The sequence below is a fragment of the Mycobacterium sp. NPDC049093 genome (assembly GCF_040704635.1).
Lineage (GTDB): Bacteria > Actinomycetota > Actinomycetes > Mycobacteriales > Mycobacteriaceae > Mycobacterium.
Genome location: NZ_JBEZJS010000002.1, coordinates 1,012,164 through 1,027,719 on the forward strand (window position 1 = coordinate 1,012,164; position 15,556 = coordinate 1,027,719).

At 68.3% G+C, this 15,556-nt stretch carries 18 protein-coding genes; 6 read left to right on the top strand and 12 right to left on the bottom strand.

Going from position 1 to position 15,556, the window contains the following annotated elements; all coding sequences use genetic code 11:
- Positions 1-4 precede the first annotated feature (4 nt).
- The gene (locus AB0876_RS10340; RefSeq protein WP_526041895.1) at positions 5-1,165 is read left to right on the top strand and encodes a cation:proton antiporter; all 1,161 of its coding nucleotides are present in this window, start codon (positions 5-7) and stop codon (positions 1,163-1,165) included.
- Here the strand turns inward: AB0876_RS10340 and AB0876_RS10345 are convergent.
- Together AB0876_RS10345 and AB0876_RS10350 are read right to left on the bottom strand one after the other, a co-directional pair.
- Positions 1,131-2,063: an AraC family transcriptional regulator gene (locus AB0876_RS10345; RefSeq protein ID WP_491840221.1), complete on the bottom strand. Its 933-nt coding sequence runs from the start codon at positions 2,061-2,063 to the stop codon at positions 1,131-1,133. The two genes, AB0876_RS10340 and AB0876_RS10345, sit on opposite strands and share 35 nt — an antisense overlap.
- Positions 2,064-2,079: 16 nt before the next feature.
- Entirely contained in the window at positions 2,080-2,838 is a 759-nt protein-coding gene (locus tag AB0876_RS10350; protein WP_526041896.1) for a methyltransferase domain-containing protein, read from the bottom strand.
- A 99-nt stretch (positions 2,839-2,937) separates the two neighbouring features.
- Here AB0876_RS10350 and AB0876_RS10355 point away from each other — a divergent pair, with 99 nt between their 5' ends.
- Positions 2,938-3,417 carry an anthrone oxygenase family protein gene (locus AB0876_RS10355; protein WP_526041897.1) on the top strand — a complete coding sequence of 160 codons (480 nt, stop codon included), beginning with the start codon at positions 2,938-2,940 and terminating at the stop codon, positions 3,415-3,417.
- Positions 3,418-3,492: 75 nt separating this feature from the next.
- Here the strand turns inward: AB0876_RS10355 and lfrA are convergent, their stop codons facing one another.
- The 3 genes from lfrA to AB0876_RS10370 are packed head-to-tail and all read right to left on the bottom strand — an operon-like array spanning position 3,493 to position 6,545.
- Positions 3,493-5,046, bottom strand: a complete 1,554-nt coding sequence (gene lfrA / locus AB0876_RS10360) for an efflux MFS transporter LfrA (protein WP_526041898.1) — start codon at positions 5,044-5,046, stop codon at positions 3,493-3,495.
- A 25-nt stretch (positions 5,047-5,071) separates the two neighbouring features.
- Positions 5,072-5,647: a TetR/AcrR family transcriptional regulator gene (locus AB0876_RS10365; protein ID WP_064937263.1), complete on the bottom strand. Its 576-nt coding sequence runs from the start codon at positions 5,645-5,647 to the stop codon at positions 5,072-5,074.
- Between the two features lie 52 nt (positions 5,648-5,699).
- A complete protein-coding gene (locus tag AB0876_RS10370; RefSeq protein WP_491840225.1) occupies positions 5,700-6,545 on the bottom strand; it encodes an RDD family protein in 846 nt (281 codons plus the stop codon).
- A gap of 32 nt (positions 6,546-6,577) precedes the next feature.
- Here AB0876_RS10370 and AB0876_RS10375 point away from each other — a divergent pair, with 32 nt between their 5' ends.
- Positions 6,578-7,570 (top strand): stage II sporulation protein M, encoded by a 993-nt coding sequence (locus AB0876_RS10375; RefSeq protein WP_526041899.1) that lies wholly within the window; start codon positions 6,578-6,580, stop codon positions 7,568-7,570.
- A gap of 76 nt (positions 7,571-7,646) precedes the next feature.
- Here AB0876_RS10375 and AB0876_RS10380 read toward each other — a convergent pair whose 3' ends face one another.
- The 7 genes from AB0876_RS10380 to AB0876_RS10410 all read right to left on the bottom strand — a co-directional run bounded on the left by AB0876_RS10380 (position 7,647) and on the right by AB0876_RS10410 (position 14,166).
- Complete coding sequence (locus tag AB0876_RS10380) at positions 7,647-8,423, bottom strand: nucleotidyl transferase AbiEii/AbiGii toxin family protein (protein ID WP_526041900.1); 777 nt, start codon at positions 8,421-8,423, stop codon at positions 7,647-7,649.
- Positions 8,420-9,061: a type IV toxin-antitoxin system AbiEi family antitoxin domain-containing protein gene (locus AB0876_RS10385; protein ID WP_491840228.1), complete on the bottom strand. Its 642-nt coding sequence runs from the start codon at positions 9,059-9,061 to the stop codon at positions 8,420-8,422. The genes AB0876_RS10380 and AB0876_RS10385 overlap by 4 nt, the downstream gene beginning before the upstream one ends.
- Before the next feature lie 127 nt (positions 9,062-9,188).
- Positions 9,189-10,511 (bottom strand): DUF58 domain-containing protein, encoded by a 1,323-nt coding sequence (locus AB0876_RS10390; protein WP_526041901.1) that lies wholly within the window; start codon positions 10,509-10,511, stop codon positions 9,189-9,191.
- Positions 10,511-11,485 (bottom strand): AAA family ATPase, encoded by a 975-nt coding sequence (locus AB0876_RS10395; RefSeq protein ID WP_491840230.1) that lies wholly within the window; start codon positions 11,483-11,485, stop codon positions 10,511-10,513. The genes AB0876_RS10390 and AB0876_RS10395 overlap by 1 nt, the downstream gene beginning before the upstream one ends.
- A complete protein-coding gene (locus AB0876_RS10400) occupies positions 11,482-12,609 on the bottom strand; it encodes a DUF4350 domain-containing protein (RefSeq protein WP_526041902.1) in 1,128 nt (375 codons plus the stop codon). Before AB0876_RS10400 ends, AB0876_RS10395 begins: the two co-directional genes overlap by 4 nt.
- Complete coding sequence (locus AB0876_RS10405; RefSeq protein ID WP_491840232.1) at positions 12,606-13,193, bottom strand: DUF4129 domain-containing protein; 588 nt, start codon at positions 13,191-13,193, stop codon at positions 12,606-12,608. The genes AB0876_RS10400 and AB0876_RS10405 overlap by 4 nt, the downstream gene beginning before the upstream one ends.
- 1 nt (position 13,194) lies before the next feature.
- The gene (locus AB0876_RS10410; RefSeq protein WP_491840233.1) at positions 13,195-14,166 is read right to left on the bottom strand and encodes a DUF7847 domain-containing protein; all 972 of its coding nucleotides are present in this window, start codon (positions 14,164-14,166) and stop codon (positions 13,195-13,197) included.
- A 39-nt stretch (positions 14,167-14,205) separates the two neighbouring features.
- Here AB0876_RS10410 and AB0876_RS10415 point away from each other — a divergent pair, with 39 nt between their 5' ends.
- Genes AB0876_RS10415 through AB0876_RS10425 form a run of 3 tightly spaced genes read left to right on the top strand, consistent with a single transcriptional unit; the run spans position 14,206 to position 15,554 of the window.
- A complete protein-coding gene (locus tag AB0876_RS10415; protein ID WP_491840234.1) occupies positions 14,206-14,877 on the top strand; it encodes an SIMPL domain-containing protein in 672 nt (223 codons plus the stop codon).
- A gap of 19 nt (positions 14,878-14,896) precedes the next feature.
- Positions 14,897-15,361, top strand: coding sequence for a GatB/YqeY domain-containing protein (locus tag AB0876_RS10420; protein WP_064888124.1), 465 nt, complete (start codon positions 14,897-14,899; stop codon positions 15,359-15,361).
- A 46-nt stretch (positions 15,362-15,407) separates the two neighbouring features.
- A complete protein-coding gene (locus AB0876_RS10425; protein ID WP_491840235.1) occupies positions 15,408-15,554 on the top strand; it encodes a hypothetical protein in 147 nt (48 codons plus the stop codon).
- Positions 15,555-15,556 lie beyond the last annotated feature (2 nt).

The following is a 15,556-nucleotide window of genomic DNA, read 5'->3' on the forward strand; positions in this document are numbered from 1 at the left end:
GCGGATGGCCGGGTTCGGGTTCGAGACACTGGCACTGGTCGCGGTCATCGGCCTGACGGGACCGGCACTGGCTGCCGTCCCGCGGTTACGCATCCCGGTGGTCATCGGTGAACTGATCGTCGGGATCATCCTGGGCGGAAGCGGATTCGGCATCGTCGACCACACCGATCCCACCTTCACCCTGCTGGCCAACATCGGCTTCGCGTTGGTGATGTTCGTCGTCGGCACCCACGTGCCGGTGCGCGACACGTCGTTGCGCACCGCGCTTCCCAGGGCACTGGTGCGGGCGGTGTTGGTGGGGGCGGTGGCCGCAGTTCTCGGAGTGGTGATCGCGCACCTGTTCGGAACCGGCCACGCCGCGCTCTACGCCGTGGTGATGGCGTCCTCGTCGGCCGCACTCGCCCTGCCGGTGATCGACGGCCTGCGCCTGCAGGGGCCGAACGTGCTGTCGGTGACCGCGCAGATCGCCATCGCCGACGCGGCCTCGATCGTGTTGCTGCCCTTGGTGATCGACATCCAGCACGCGCCGCGAGCGGCTCTCGGTGCGCTGGCCATCGCCGGCTGCGCAGTGGTGTTGTTCGTCGTGTTACGTGCCGCGAATGCCCGCGGGCTCCGCAAACGCCTGCATCGGTACTCCGAGGATCACAAGTTCGCGCTGGAGCTGCGCCTGAGCCTGGTGATGCTGTTCGGCCTGTCAGCGCTGGCCGTCGCCACCCACGTCTCGATCATGCTCGCCGGGTTCGCCCTCGGCCTGGTGGTGTCGGCGATCGGTGAGCCGAGGCGGCTGGCCAGGCAGTTGTTCGGGATCACCGACGGGTTCTTCGGCCCGTTGTTCTTCATCTGGCTCGGCGCCTCGCTGCAGGTTCGCGAACTTGCCGACAAACCCGAGTTCATCGGGCTCGGAGTGGCTTTGGGGCTCGGTGCGGTGCTCGCCCACAGTGCAGGTCGGTTGCTGGGCCAGCCGGTGACGCTGGCGGTGCTCTCCGCCGCCCAGCTCGGCGTGCCGGTCGCCGCCGCGACGCTGGGCACCGAGCAGCACCTGCTGACGCCAGGTGAGCCCGCCGCGCTGATGCTCGGCGCACTGGTCACCATCGCGACCACCTCGGTCGCCGGGATGCTCGCGGCACGAGTCAACCAGCCTGCGCCCGATGTTCATTCGGGCTGACCCCGTAGGACCGTTTGAACGCGCTGCTCAACGCGAACGGTGTGGAGTAGCCGACCTGCCGGGCGACGGCAGCGATCGTGGCCTCGCTGCCGCGCAGCAGGTCGGCCGCCAGCGCCAGGCGCCAGCCGGTGAGGAACGCGATCGGTGGCTCACCGACCTGATCGGTGAACCGGCGCGCGAAGACCGCACGTGAACACCCCACTGCCGTAGCGAGATTGGACACCGTCCAGGGGTGGGCCGGATTGTTGTAGATCAGCTTGAGCGCAGGCCCGACGACCGGATCCCGTTCGGCCTGCCACCACGCGGGCGCATTGCCGTCCCGGTCGAACCAGGTACGTAGCACGGCGATCAGCAGCAGGTCGAGCAGGCGGTCGAGGTAGGCCTCCTGCCCGGAACCGTCGTGGCCGGCCTCGACCGACAGCAGATCGACCAGCGGGGTGTCCCACTCTTCGGCGCGCAGCACCAGCACCGCAGGCAGCGCGTCGAGCAGGCGGGCACTGACCTCGCTGCGGCCCTCGTAGGCGCAGACGATCGACTCCGCGGCCCCGTCGGCGCTGTTGCCCCAGCTGCGTAGCCCCAGCGACATCTCGAAATGCAGATCCTCGCCCGCCAGCGTGGTGCACTGCTGGCCGGGATTGATGATCACGCTCGGCGGCGTAGCGGGGTCGTCGGCGAAGACGTAGTTCTCGGTGCCGCGCGTCACCGCCACGTCGCCGGGGCCGAGCCGGAACGTGCCGCTGTGCTCGCCGACGATGACGGCCTCGCCGCGCGTCTGGCAGATCAGGGCCAGTGGCGCTTCGTCGCGGATGGCGAGTGACCACGGCGGATCCATCCGGAGCCGCAACACGAATGCGCCCCGTGCGCGCACGCCGTCGAGCAGTCCGACCAGGGCGTCCACCTCGGTAGGGTAACGCTCATCCCGGCTTGCGCGCTTCGATCAGATGCCGGGAGGAGTGCGCGACGAAGGATCCGTCGGTCGCGATCCTCCGGTGCAGTGCGGCGAGTTCGTCGCGATAGGCCGCGACGGTGAAGCCGGGCACGATCCAGATGACCTTGCGCAGGAAATACACCACCGCGCCGATGTCGAAGAACTCCATCCGCAGCCGCTCGGCACGCAGGTCGACGACGTCGAGGCCGGCGTCTCGCGCCGCGGCGCACTCGATGTCGGGATCACGGGCCCGCCGAGCCTGTGGCTGCGGGCCGAGGAAGAACTCGGTGAGCTCGAAAATGCTTGCCGGTCCGACATGTTGAGCGAAGTAGGTGCCGCCGGGACACAGCACGCGCGCGATCTCGTCCCACCACACGGTGGCCGGGTGCCGACTGAGGACCAGTTCGAACGCCGCGTCGGCGAACGGCAGCGGCGGCTCGTCGGGATCGGCGACCACGACGACGCCACGTGGTCCCAGCAGTCGGGTCGCGCGGTCGAGGTTGGGCGGCCAGGACTCGGTGGCTGCCATGGTCGGCGGGAACGTCGCCGCTCCGGCGAGCACTTCACCGCCACCGGTCTGGATGTCCAGCGCCGACGATGCCGTGGCCAACCGTTCGCTCATCAGACGTTGAAACCCCCAGGACGGCCGGGCTTCGGTGGCCCGCCGGTCCAGCCACGAGAAGTCCCAGCCGTCCACCGATGCCGCGTCCGCCTCGGTGATCAGGTCGTCGAATTCGCGGGTCATGGTCTCCATCGTCGCAGTGCGGATGCGGCGAGACGCTCACGTATGAAAACGGGAGTCTGAACCATGGAACGTCTTTTGCCGGCGCCGTTGACTGAAGCCATGACCATGAGCCCCGTCGTCGTCCTCGTCGCAATCGCCGCCATCGCCAGCGCAGCTGCGGGCGGGATCTACTACGCATTCTCCACATTCGTGATGCGCGGTCTCAACCGCACCGGTCCGGTCGAAGCGATCACCGCGATGCGCGGCATGAACGCCGAGGCCAACACCAACGCGCCGTTCCTGATGATGCTTCTCGGCTCGGCCCTGCTGGCCCTGGTGGTCGGTGTGTTCGCGGTGGCCCAGATCGGCCGGCCCGGCAGTTGGTTCCTGCTGGCCGGCGCGATCTTCGGCGTCCTCGGGGTCCTCGTCACGATGCTGTTCAACGTGCCGCTCAACAACCACCTCGACCAGGTCGATCTCGCCGATGCGGCCGCCGAATGGCAGGCCTACCTCACCACCTGGACCGCGTGGAACCATGTGCGCGCCGCCTCCGGATTCATCAGCGCGGTCCTGCTGCTGATCGGGCTGCGTTACCGCTGAAGCCTGGTGTGCGGCCGAGTGGCCAGTTGGCACACGCAATTTCGCGGATCACGTGTCATGACTGGCCACTGGGCGTCAACTCGGCTGAGCTGGCTTGCGGAACGCGTAGGCGACGATCCCGGCCGCGGCCAGCGCGAGCATCGCCGCGATGACCGCTGTCGGTGCGATCCCGGAATCGAACGCGGTGCGGGCGGAGTCGAGCAGTTGTGCCGCAGTATTCGCGGGCAGGTCGGCGGCCACGGACGTGGCGCCGCCGATGCTCTCACCGGCGTCGGCCGCCTGCGCCGGGCTCAAGCCGGCCGGCAGCGCAATGTTGTTGCGGTAGAACGCCGTGAAGATCGTACCGAGCGTGGCGGTGCCGATCACCGCGCCCAGCTCGTAGGCGGTCTCCGAGACTGCCGACGCCGCACCGGCTTTGGCGGCCGGTACCGAGGCGACGATGGTGTCGTTCGACACCGTCTGGGAGATGCCGACGCCGAGCTCGAGCACGATGAACGACACGATCACCGCAACCACCGACAGGTCGTGGCGGAACAGCAGGATCATGATGAACCCGGCCGCAACCAGTACCAGTCCGGCGACCATCAGGGTCTGCGGCGCAAAGCGTTTCGCCAGCTTGACCACGCTGATCCCGGCGACCATCGACACCACCGCACCCGGCAGAGTCACCAGGCCGGCCGCCAGCGGGGAGAGGCCGAGCACCAGCTGCAGGTGCTGCGAGATGAAGAAGATGAAGCCGATCAACCCCACGATGGACAGGAAGTTCGCCAGGATCGACGAGCTGAACGGTGCGTAGGAGAACAGCCCGATGTCGAGCATCGGGGTGGCGCTGCGCTTCTGCCGAAGGACGAACAGCGCGCCCGAGGCGATGCCCACCACGAAGGCCAGTCCGGTCAGCACCGACAGCCCGTCGTGCGCCGTGGTCTTGATCGCCCACACGATCGGCAGCATGGCGGTGAAGGACAGTGCCACGCTGGTCAGATCCAGCGGGCCCGGATTGGGGTCACGGGACTCCGGGATCAGCTTGGGGCCGAGGATCAGCAGCGGCAGCAGGATCGGGACGGCCACCAAAAAGACCGAACCCCAATGGAAATGCTGCAACAGCGCGCCGCCGACGATCGGGCCGAGGGTGGATCCCGCGGTGAAGCACGAGGCCCAGATCGCGATGGCCAGCCGGCGCGCGGAGGCCTCGGTGAAGATGTTGCGGATCAACGACAGCGTCGAGGGCATCAGCATGGCGCCGAACACCCCCAGCACGGCGCGGGCCAGCACGAGGTACTGCGCGCTCGGCGCGAAGGCGGCCGCCACCGACACCACCGCGAAACCGGTGGCGCCGATCAGCAGCATTCGACGCCGGCCCAGCCGGTCGCCGAGGCTGCCCATCGCGACCAGTAGTGCGGCCAGCACCAGCGAGTAGACGTCGACGATCCAGAGTTGGGTGGATGCGGCGGGCCGGAAATCCTCGGCGATCGCCGGAAGGGCGAACGCGAGCACGGTGTTGTCGACCGCGATCAGGATGACTGGAAGGGCCAGTACGGCGAGTGCGAGCCAGGCGCGTTTGGGCGTCGGTGTCATCGACGGCGAGCCGTCGCGAGAGTTCGACGGCGAGCCGTCGAGGCGGGTGGACATGCGGGGAGCTCCAAGAAAGTTTCGTTCAGCCGCGCGGGAGATCGATGGTGCCCGCGGTCAGGCTGGTCATGATGGCGTCGACGATTTGGTGGCGGGGTGTGCCGTCCTGCTTGGCGGCTTCGTAGCCGGCGTCGAGCAGGGCCCAGAACACCCGCCGGGCCCATCCTGGGGGATATTCGGGCCTGTCGACAGAGGCGCGGTTGAGCACCTCGACGATCGCCTCGTCCCCGGTGTCGAGGTAGGCGGCCAGCTCGGGATCGGCCAGGATCGTCGGCTCGCTGTACACGAAGATCACGATGGGGCCCAGGTCGAGCTGGCTTTCCACCACGCGGCGCAGCGCCGCATCCGCCGGACCGTGGGTGGGATCCGCGCGGTCGATTTCGGCGTTGCTGAGCTCGTGGACGTGGCGGGCCAGGGCCCGCAGGAGATCGGTGCGTTCCGGGTAGTACCGATGCACGGTGCTGCGACCGACGTCGGCGGCAGCGGCGATATCGGTCAGCGAGGCCGACGGATTGTCGGCCAGGACCGTCATGGCGGCATCGAGAATCGCCTTGCGGGTGCGCTCACGCGGCCCGCTGTGCGACGACGCCGAACTGGTCATGCATCAAAATGTAGCACGACCGGGCCAAAATGGGACAGTGATGTCCCACACCTCAGCTGGGTAAGGTGAACCCGCTGGTCGGAGGCGGTGGAGGAGAGTTCGGGTAGGGCGGGGGATACGGCGCTGGGAACGCCGGAGCCGGCGCCTGGGGCATGAGCCTGACCAACGCGCGACGGTGCCGTTCGGCCAGCACTGCGGCCAACACGTACTCGACCGGCGCGCCCGGCGGCGGCGGGGGTGAGATGCGGGAGGTCACCTCGGAGAAGATCCGGTAGCCCATCTCCTGCCGTATCCGCGGGTCGAGCTGGGCCGAGCGGGACACGAACTGCCTGGCGAGCTCGGCCTGCTCGGGGCCGAGCCCGGACAGTTCCAGCGAGCCGGCCCACCAGGCCAAGGCCGGCGGCATGACCGGTGGCGGGTTCAATTTGGGCCCGCGCTCACTGATCACCACCGTCCCGGCGAAGATGTCGCCGAGGCGCTTGCCCTTCGCTGACACCAGGCTGGAGATCACCGCAGGCCCACCCGTGAGCATCCAGATCTCGACAAAGCCCGCCAGCCCGCGGAACAGGGCCTGCCGGAAGCGTTCCGGGCCGCCGTCCTCGGCCACCACCCGGAGTCCCAACGCCATCTTGCCCAGCGAGCGGCCGCGGGTCGCGGTCTCCATCACCACCGGATAACCCACCAGGGTCAGCACCGTGAAGATGATCAGAATGGCCGCCGACAATGCGTCGTCGAGCTGGCTCAACGTGATCGACCACAACACCAGACCGGCCACATAGCCGACGGCGATCACCAGAATGTCGATCAATGCGGCCAGCGTGCGCACCGGCAACTGGGCGATCGCCACGTCGAGGACGACGGCGTCCCCGGTCACCACCGGCGCGGGCTGCCAAACCATACCGACACACGCTACCGACTACGCTCTGCCACGTGGATGTCGATGCGTTCGTCGTGGCCCATCGCCCCACCTGGGACCGGTTGGAGCAGTTGGTAAAACGACGCCGACGGTTGACCGGTGCCGAGGTGGACGAACTCGTCGACCTCTATCAGCGGGTCTCGACGCACCTTTCGATGGTGCGTTCGGCCTCGCAGGATTCCGTTCTGATCGGTCGGTTGTCTGGGCTGGTGGCTCGGGCGCGCGCCGCGGTGACGGGTGCGCACGCTCCGCTCTGGCGCGAGTTCGTCCGGTTCTGGACCGTGTCCTTCCCCGTGGTGGCCTACCGGGCCTGGCGCTGGTGGCTGGGATCGGCGGTGGCGTTCTTCATCGTGACCGTCGCGCTGGCGCTGTGGGTGTCGGGCAACCCGGATGTGCATGCGGCCATCGGAACCCCCAGCGAGATCGACGAATTGGTGAACCACGACTTCGCGTCGTATTACAGCGAGCATCCCGCCGCGTCGTTCGCTCTGCAGGTCTGGGTGAACAACTCCTGGGTGGCCGCGCAGTGCATCGCTTTCGCGATCCTGCTCGGCCTGCCCATCCCGTACGTGCTGTTCCAGAACGCGGCCAACCTCGGCGTCATCGCCGGGCTGATGTTCAGCGCAGACAAGGGAGATCTCTTCCTGGGCCTGATCACCCCGCACGGACTACTCGAGTTGACCGCGGTGTTCCTGGCCGCCGCGGTGGGGATGCGGCTGGGCTGGACGGTGATCGCTCCCGGCGACCGACCCCGGGCCCAGGTACTGGCCGAACAGGGCCGGGCCGTCGTCGCGGCCGCGATCGGGCTGGCCGTCGTGCTGCTGATATCCGGTCTGATCGAGGCATTGGTAACCCCGTCGCCGTTGCCCACCTGGATGCGGATCGGCATCGGTGTGGCCGCCGAACTCGCCTTCCTGGGCTACGTGTTCCATTTCGGCCGCAAGGCCGCCCGGGCTGGCGAGAGTGGAGACCTCGAGGACGCCCCCGACGTGCTGCCTGTGGGCTAACTCTCCCCGGGACTTTCTCCGACGAGCAGACGGATATGGGCACCAGTTCTTTTCAGACTCGTCGATTATTTTCCGTTCATGCGGGCCTTGACCCGCTCGCCGACGCCGCGATCACCTGTGCCCAAGCGTCATGCACGGCGGTCAGGGCATCTTTGGGCGAGACCGTGAGGCGGGTTTGGCCGGCGAGTTGGCTTTGCCAGTCGGCCTCTGTCGGCGCGGTCATGAAGTCCCGTAGGGCCGGCGGATTGTTAGTCGGGCCAAAGCGCCGGTAAAGGTTTTCGGCTTCGGCGTCGATGGCGCCGATCCGGTCGAGCGCCCAGAGATCCCAAAGGTCGCGAGAGGCGTGGCGGTCGAACCATGTCGCGGTCTTAGATGCTGCGAAGGCAGGGCGGGTGGGCACCAGCAGCTCGGCGGCGGGGGCATCTGAATAACGCTGGACCAGCGATCGTCGCTCTGTCGGCCACACGATTCGGTCCCGGGGGGACAGCAGTTGTAGCCGTACTGCCAGTCCATCTGAGGTGCGGAGGATCGCCGGGTGCGTGTCACGAACGCTGCTGAGCGCCGGGTCAAGGGCGAGTCGACCGTGAGTGCGGGCGAGCGCGCGGGGCAAGGCGGCGTCCAGACCGGCAGCTACGGATCTGCGGTCGCCGACCGCGATGAGGTCGATGTCCTCGCTTAGCCGCCCGTTCGAGAGATGCGTTCGGGCGAGCGCGGTTCCACCGATGAAGTGGATTCGGTCGCCAAAGTCCCGGCTGAGGAAGGCAAGGAGGTGGGAGATGAGGTGGTCGCGCTCGACTTGTTCGGTCGCGACGCCGAATTGCTCGGCGACCGCGGCTTTTTCGTCGGTATTCACTGTCGTGCCCAGGCTTTCGCCCGCTTCAGTGATGCTGTGCGTTTCTGCTCGGTTGCGAGGGCTTGCAGTTGGTCCTTGTCGCTGCGCTCGTAGAGCGCTGCGACGGCGACCGGAATGTCGATCTCGGCGTCACCAAGTTTGGGACGATTGGCAAGGTCCAGGATCGTCTGCTCGGGTGTAGTCACCAGCGTCGGGCCGAGCTCGGTGTCGTAACGTTCGGCGTCCAATCTCTTGGTGTCTCGCTTGATGAACCGGACGGCTGCTGGACGGTCAGACAGCGCGATGGGGCGGTGCTGGTCAGGGACGGCGATAGTCGCGGTGGCCAGTGCGCGCGGAATTACTCCGTGCAGTCGCGCGGCGCTGACTCCCATGACGACGATGCTGCCCGGGCCATAGATTGCCGAAGCGATGCCCGCCGCGGCGGTTTCCAAGCCCGGCATCCAGCTGTTTCCCACCATGTCCTGCGGCACTACCACGTAGTAGCCATCGGTCAAGCGGTGCAGCAAACCACGTTCGGCAAGGCGGGCTAACTGTGTGCGCGGGTGGGCATAGTGGTGCGCCGCGTCGAGCGGCCGAATTGTCTTCATCGGCACCCGCGCGAGTTCTGCAGGCAGTGGGGTACTGCGGTCCTGTGCCATTTCTGCTCCCGAGTATGCATTTCGTACCCCCCAAGAGTACGAAATGCATACTGAAGGGCAAGGCTTTCTCAATCGATCAATTTCACCAGCGCTTGCCCGGTGTGCACCGTCCGATCCAGAAGGACTGCTAGAGCTTGCCCGCAGCCTTCATCGCCAGATAGTGGTCGGCCAGGGCCGGCGCGAGGTCTTCGGGAGCGGCATCGACCACGTCCACCCCGTGGCCGCGCAGCCGCGACGCGATGGCCCGGCGGTCGTTTCGGGCCCGTTCGGCGGCCGCGGCGTCATAGACCTGCGCGGCGTCGGACCGACCCGCCGCCAACTGGTCCACTCGCGGATCGGACACCGCAGCCAGCAGGACCTGATGGCGCGACGACAGGAGCGGCAGCACCGTCATCAACCCCTCGTCGAGCGCCGAGGCGTTCAGATCGGTCAGCAGCACCACCAGAGCCCGGCCCCGCACCCGGCGCGACACCGCCGAAACCATCGCCGTCGCATCGGATTCCACCAGCGCGGGCTGCAAGGGTGCCATCGCCGCGACCAGCGCGGCCAACAGTTCGGTGCGCGAGGCGCCCCACACCCCGGCGCGCGCCACCCGGTCGATGGCCAGGAAGTCGACGTGATCCCCGGCGCGGGCGGCCAGGGCTGCCAGCAGCAGTGCCGCGTCCATCGACCAGTCCAGTCGCGGCCACCCGCCCGGATCTAGCGCGGTCGGGTCCACCCCGACCCGGCCCGCCGAGGTGCGGCCGGTATCGAGCACGATCACCACCCGCCGGTCGCGCTCCGGGCGCCAGGTACGCACCACGACGTCGGCGCGCCGGGCAGTGGCGCGCCAGTCGATCGAGCGGACGTCGTCGCCGACCACATACTCACGCAGCGAGTCGAATTCGGTGCCCTGACCGCGGATCAGCACGGGGATCGCACCGTCCAGCTGCCGCAGCCTGGCCAGCCGGGACGGCAGATGCTTGCGCGACAGGAACGGCGGCAGGACCCGCACCTGTCCGGGCAGCCGCTGCGAGCGTTGACGTCCCGCCAGGCCCAGTGGCCCGACCGACCGCACCGTGACCAGCTCGCAGCGCTGGTCGCCGCGGCGTACCGGGTGTAATCGGGTGGCCAGGGAAATCTTTTGTCCCGCATCGATATTCACCTGGTGGGCACGCGGTTGCGCCGTCGCGCTGGGCGGCCAGGCGTCGCGGATGGCACCGCGGACCGTCCACCGTCCGGTGTTGTGCACGGTGAGCCCGGCCTCGACGCTCTGGCCCAGCCGTGCGGTGGACTCGCCGTTGCGGGTGATCTGCAGGCCGCCGATGCGACCGGCCAGTGCGATATCTGCGACCACCGCCACCGCCAGCAGCGCCGCCAGCGCAGCGAAAGCCGTTGCCGGCCAAGGGGCCAACGCGATCGGCAGCACGCAGACCAGTGCCACCAGACCGGCGCGGCCGGTGAGAACCATCAGCGCGGCACCGGGACGGCGGCCAGGATGCCGTCCAGCACTCCATCAGGGGTGGCGCCCTCCAGCTCGGCCTCGGGGCGCAGCGCCACCCGGTGGCGCAGCGTCGAGCGGGCCATCGCCTTGACGTCGTCGGGAGTCACATAGTTGCGGCCCGACAGCCAGGCCCAGGACCGCGACGTGGCCAGCAGCGCCGTGGCGCCGCGTGGTGACACACCGAGCTGCAGGGACGGGGAATGCCGGGTGGCCCCGACGATGTCGACGATGTAGCCGAGCACCTCGTCACCGGCCAGGACCCGACGCACCGCGTCGCGCCCGGCGGCGAGCTCGGCCGCGCCGGCCACCGGCTGCACGGCTGACAGGTCACGCGGGTCGAAGCCCTGCGCATGCCGGCTCAGGATCGCGATCTCCTGATCCCGCGGCGGCAGCGGCACGGTGAGCTTGAGCAGGAAGCGGTCCAACTGAGCCTCGGGCAGCTGATACGTGCCCTCGTACTCGATCGGGTTCTGGGTGGCTGCCACGATGAACGGGTCGGGCAGCGGCCGAGGGGTGCCGTCGACACTGACCTGACGCTCCTCCATGGCTTCCAGAAGTGCCGCCTGGGTTTTCGGTGGCGTCCGGTTGATCTCATCGGCCAGCAGCAGGTTGGTGAATACGGGGCCGGCGCGGAATTCGAACTCGGCGGTGCGCGCGTCGTACACCAGCGAGCCGGTGACGTCGCCGGGCATCAGGTCCGGCGTGAATTGCACGCGCTTGAACTCCAACTGCAGGGCCGCCGCCAGGGTGCGCACCAGCAGGGTCTTGGCCACCCCCGGCACGCCTTCGAGCAGGACGTGCCCGCGACACAGCAGCGCGACCACCAGTCCGCTGATCACCGCATCCTGACCGACCACCACCTTGGCGATCTCGTTGCGCAGGGCCAGCAGGGCGTCACGGGCCGAATCGGAGCCGGCATTCTCTGGGTGGGGCTGAGTCACGACTGCGCGACCTGCCTTTCGATGTCGTCGAGTTGGTGTGCGAGGTGGACGAGGTCGGCGTCGGTCGCAGGCGGTGGGCCGAACAGGATGTGCCCGGCCGAGTTCGATGCGGTGCCGCACCGCGCGGCGACAGCGGCGGCCACCGCCTGTGGTGGCGCCGAGGAGTTCAGGCCGAGTCGGGGCAGCATCCGGCCCAACGCGGCGGCGCGCAGGGCATCGGCGGCCCGGTCGCGGGCCCGGCGGGAGCGGTACAGGCGGCCACGCCCCTCGACGGTCTCCGACGCGCGGACCACCACGGGTAGGGATTCGGCGACCAGCGGGCCGAGACGCCGCGCCTGCGCCGCCGCGAGCAGAGCCACCACCAGGCACAGCTGCAGGACGATCCACCGGATCTGCGGCGGCATCAGGTTCGACAGCGTGCCGTCCCCGGTCGACTCGGCCTCGAAATGCTGTGGTGCATACCAGATAACCCGCGGTGCGGCGCCGGCCAGATTCATCGCCAGTGCCGCGTTGCCCTCCTTGAGCAGGCGGGCGTTGGTCATGAAGGAGCCGGTGCCGACGACCGTGACGGTGCGCGCCCCGTCGCGGTAGCGGACCACCGCGCCGTCGTAGCACGACGTCAACGCCGTACCGTCGGCCGCGGTATAGGTATCGGTTGTGCCCAGCTGTGCGGTTCCGGCGCGGTTTGCCTCGGGCAGTTGGCAATCCGGCTCGTCACCGCCGAACTCCGTCGGCTTGTCGAGCCGGATCTGCGGCGCCAGCTTCTCGCGGACGAGTCCGGACGGTGCGACCAACAGGAGGTCGCCGGGGGCGCCGGCGAGCCGGTCGACGGTCTTGTCGCTGGACAGAAACATCGTCTGCGCCACCACCAGCAGGGTGCCGGGCCGGGCGGCCTGCTGCACCTGGCCGACATCGGTCGCGGTGATCACCTCGACACCGTGGTCGCGCAGCAGACTGACCAACGCGTGCGTTCCCTCGGGCGACGTCGACTCGGGATCCAGCGCGCCACCCGGGCGCGGTGCGGTCAGGTACACCGTCACAACGGAAACTGCGACGATCACGGCGAGTGCCAGCAGTACCCAGCGTGCCGTGCGGAATCGGTGTCTGATCGAATCGGCGCTCATGGCACCCCGGCCTCGTCGAGCGCCGCGATCTCCCGGTAGGCCGCCTCGGTACCCGGTTGCTCGCCGTAGGTGACGTCGTTGAATGTGCTTGCCGCGCTGAACAGTCCGGTCGACAGGGCCGGCAGTGCCGTCGCGGCGTCGCGGGCGAGTTCGGTCGCGGTACGGCCCGGGACTGCGTCGAGCACCCCGGTTTCCTCAAGATGGCGGGCCAGCGCACGGACCCGGTGACGAATCGCGGCCGACCAATCACCCTGTGCGGCATATTGTTCAGCGATCGAACGGTGCTGTGCGGCGCTGAGCTCCTGACTGCCGAACAGGGCGTGGTCACCGCTGCGCGCAGTACGCAAGGTGCGCCGTGCGATCCGCACCGCCACCACGACGGCCACCACGAGCAGGATGGCCAGCACCGAGATGGTGAACCAGCCACCGGGGATCGTCGAGCCTGCCGCGGTGATCCGGTACAGCAGATCGTTGATCCAGTCGCCGATCTGATCGGTCGGTGAAGCCCTGGGATAGATCGGTTTGGTCAGCTCGTTCTGCGCGGCGTCATGCGCAGCGTCACGGTCGATGTCGATGCCCGTCACCTCAGACGTACCGCGGCAGCCATAGTTGGTCGGTAGTTTCCACCGGTGCACCCGCGCCCGTCTGCAGCATCAGGTCGAAGGCCTCGGCGCGGAACCTCCGGTCGGCGTAGAGCAACACCACCACGCCCGCGCTGAACGGTGCGGTGACGATCTGCCCGATCGCTCCACCGACGGCAGTGAGGATCAGTCCAGGCACCGTCGGTCCTTCGGCGACCATCGTCATGATCTGTCCCGCCACGTTGAACGGCGCACCCACCCCCCAGGCCATCACCGCGGCCACGATGGTGGCCAGGACCCAGATGCCGAACACCCGCCAGAAGTCCTTGTTCACCAACGTGAATGACCGCTTGACCGCATCGACGATGCCAAGGTGCTCCAGCACGATCACCGCGGGGGCGAACAGCAGAACCGTCGACACGTAGAGCACACCGAGCAACGTGAGCAGTACGAGCGGCATACCGATGGCGAACGCGGCCAACCCGCCGCCGAGCGCACCGGCTCCGACGATCACGACCGCGACGATGCCGACGATCACGACCAGGGCCAGCGCCTGCAACACGGTCAACCCGATCAGCGCCGGTAACCGTCCGCGCAGCCGACGCCAGGCCTCGCCGATGGTGATACTGCCGCCGAACACCGAGCGGCCGATCACCACCGTGAGCATGCCGCTGAGCAGAAGCGAGGCCAGCGTCGTGACGACGATTCCGACGAACGCCCCGATCGCGAACACCGCGATGGTCCCGGACGACGGGGTCTCGCCCTGCAGTGCGGGGTCGAATTCGCCGAGTGCGGACAGCGGCCCGATCTGCAGCGCGAGCGTGACGATCTGCGATGCGAGAACGACCACGGTGGCAAGACCCAGCGTCGCCTTCGGATTGGTGCGCACGTAGGCGAGGGAGCCGTTGAAGATGTCGGTCAGGCTCAACGGGCGAAGCGGGATGACACTCCCCGCATATGGCCGACCGCTCGTCATCCTCTCACCGTAGTTCCCGTCAGCAACTACGGTGGACCCATGCCGACCGAGATCATCGTGCGTGGGTCTTTTTCCGCATTTCGGCAGCCGGAACGTGCGACGGTCCATGCCACGCTCGGTTACGAGGGCCCGGCGATCGAACCGGCGTACGAGCGCGTAGTGCGCGACCTGGACACGGTGAAATCCTCGATCACCCCGCTGCACAAGCCCGACACCGGGCCGGTCACCTGGTGGTCCACCGGTCAGGTGCGCACCTGGGCCAACCGACCCTGGAACAACGAGGGCAAGCAACTGCCGCTCGTGCACCACGCAAGTGTCGACATCCAGGTCAAGTTCAGCGATTTCACTGCACTGTCGCGATGGGTCGGCGGCCATGTCACCGACACCGGCGGCTTTTCGTTGTCGCGGATCGAATGGGCGCTGACCGCCGAACATCGCGAGGAGCTCGTCACCCAGGTCCAGACCCGGGCCGTGCAGGACGCCGTCACCAAGGCCCAGCGCTATTCCGATGCACTGGCCCTCGGTCCGGTGCGGCCGGTGGCGATCGGGGACGCCGGGATGGTGTGCCGGCCGCCCGACGATTCGTCGTCCCCGCCGATGATGCGTGCCATGGCAGTGCGCGGCGGCGCGGCGCCTGAAATCGAGTTCGCACCCGCCGATATCGAGGTCTCGGTCGCGGTCGACGCGAAATTCGTGGCGGGCGACGACTGATCGCGGCTAGGTTGACGCTATGGCCGAGCTCAAGGACAAGCTGCGCGCGGATCTGACCGGCGCGATGAAGTCGCAGGACAAGCTGCGCACCGCTACCCTGCGCATGATGCTGGCGGCGATCCAGAGCGAAGAGGTCTCGGGTAAGCAGGCCCGGGAACTGTCCGACGCCGAGGTGATCGCGGTGCTGGCCCGCGAATCGAAGAAGCGCGGCGAGGCCGCCGAGATCTACACCCAGAACGGCCGGGGCGAGTTGGCAGCCAACGAGCATGCAGAGGCCCGGGTGATCGACGAGTACCTGCCCACCCCGTTGACCGACGCCGAACTGGCCGACGTCGCCGACACCGCCATCGCACAGGTCGCCGAGCAGACCGGGGAACGGCCCGGTATGCGCCAGATGGGTCAGGTGATGAAGGCCGCGACGGCAATTGCCGCGGGCAAGGCCGACGGCGCGCGGTTGTCAGCGGCGGTCAAGGCGCGGCTGTAGCTGTCGGCGATGCGTTGAAACCCACGACGACGGGTATCTCAAGCGCATGCCAACCGGTAAAGGGATCTACGACGAAGAGCACCGCGAGAAGAACGGTGCTGCGGGCGACAAGCCCGCCCGGGCAAAGGACGTTCCGGAGGACACGCCGGACGTCGACACCAGCGAGAGCACGACGCACGAACCGCCCGACTGAAC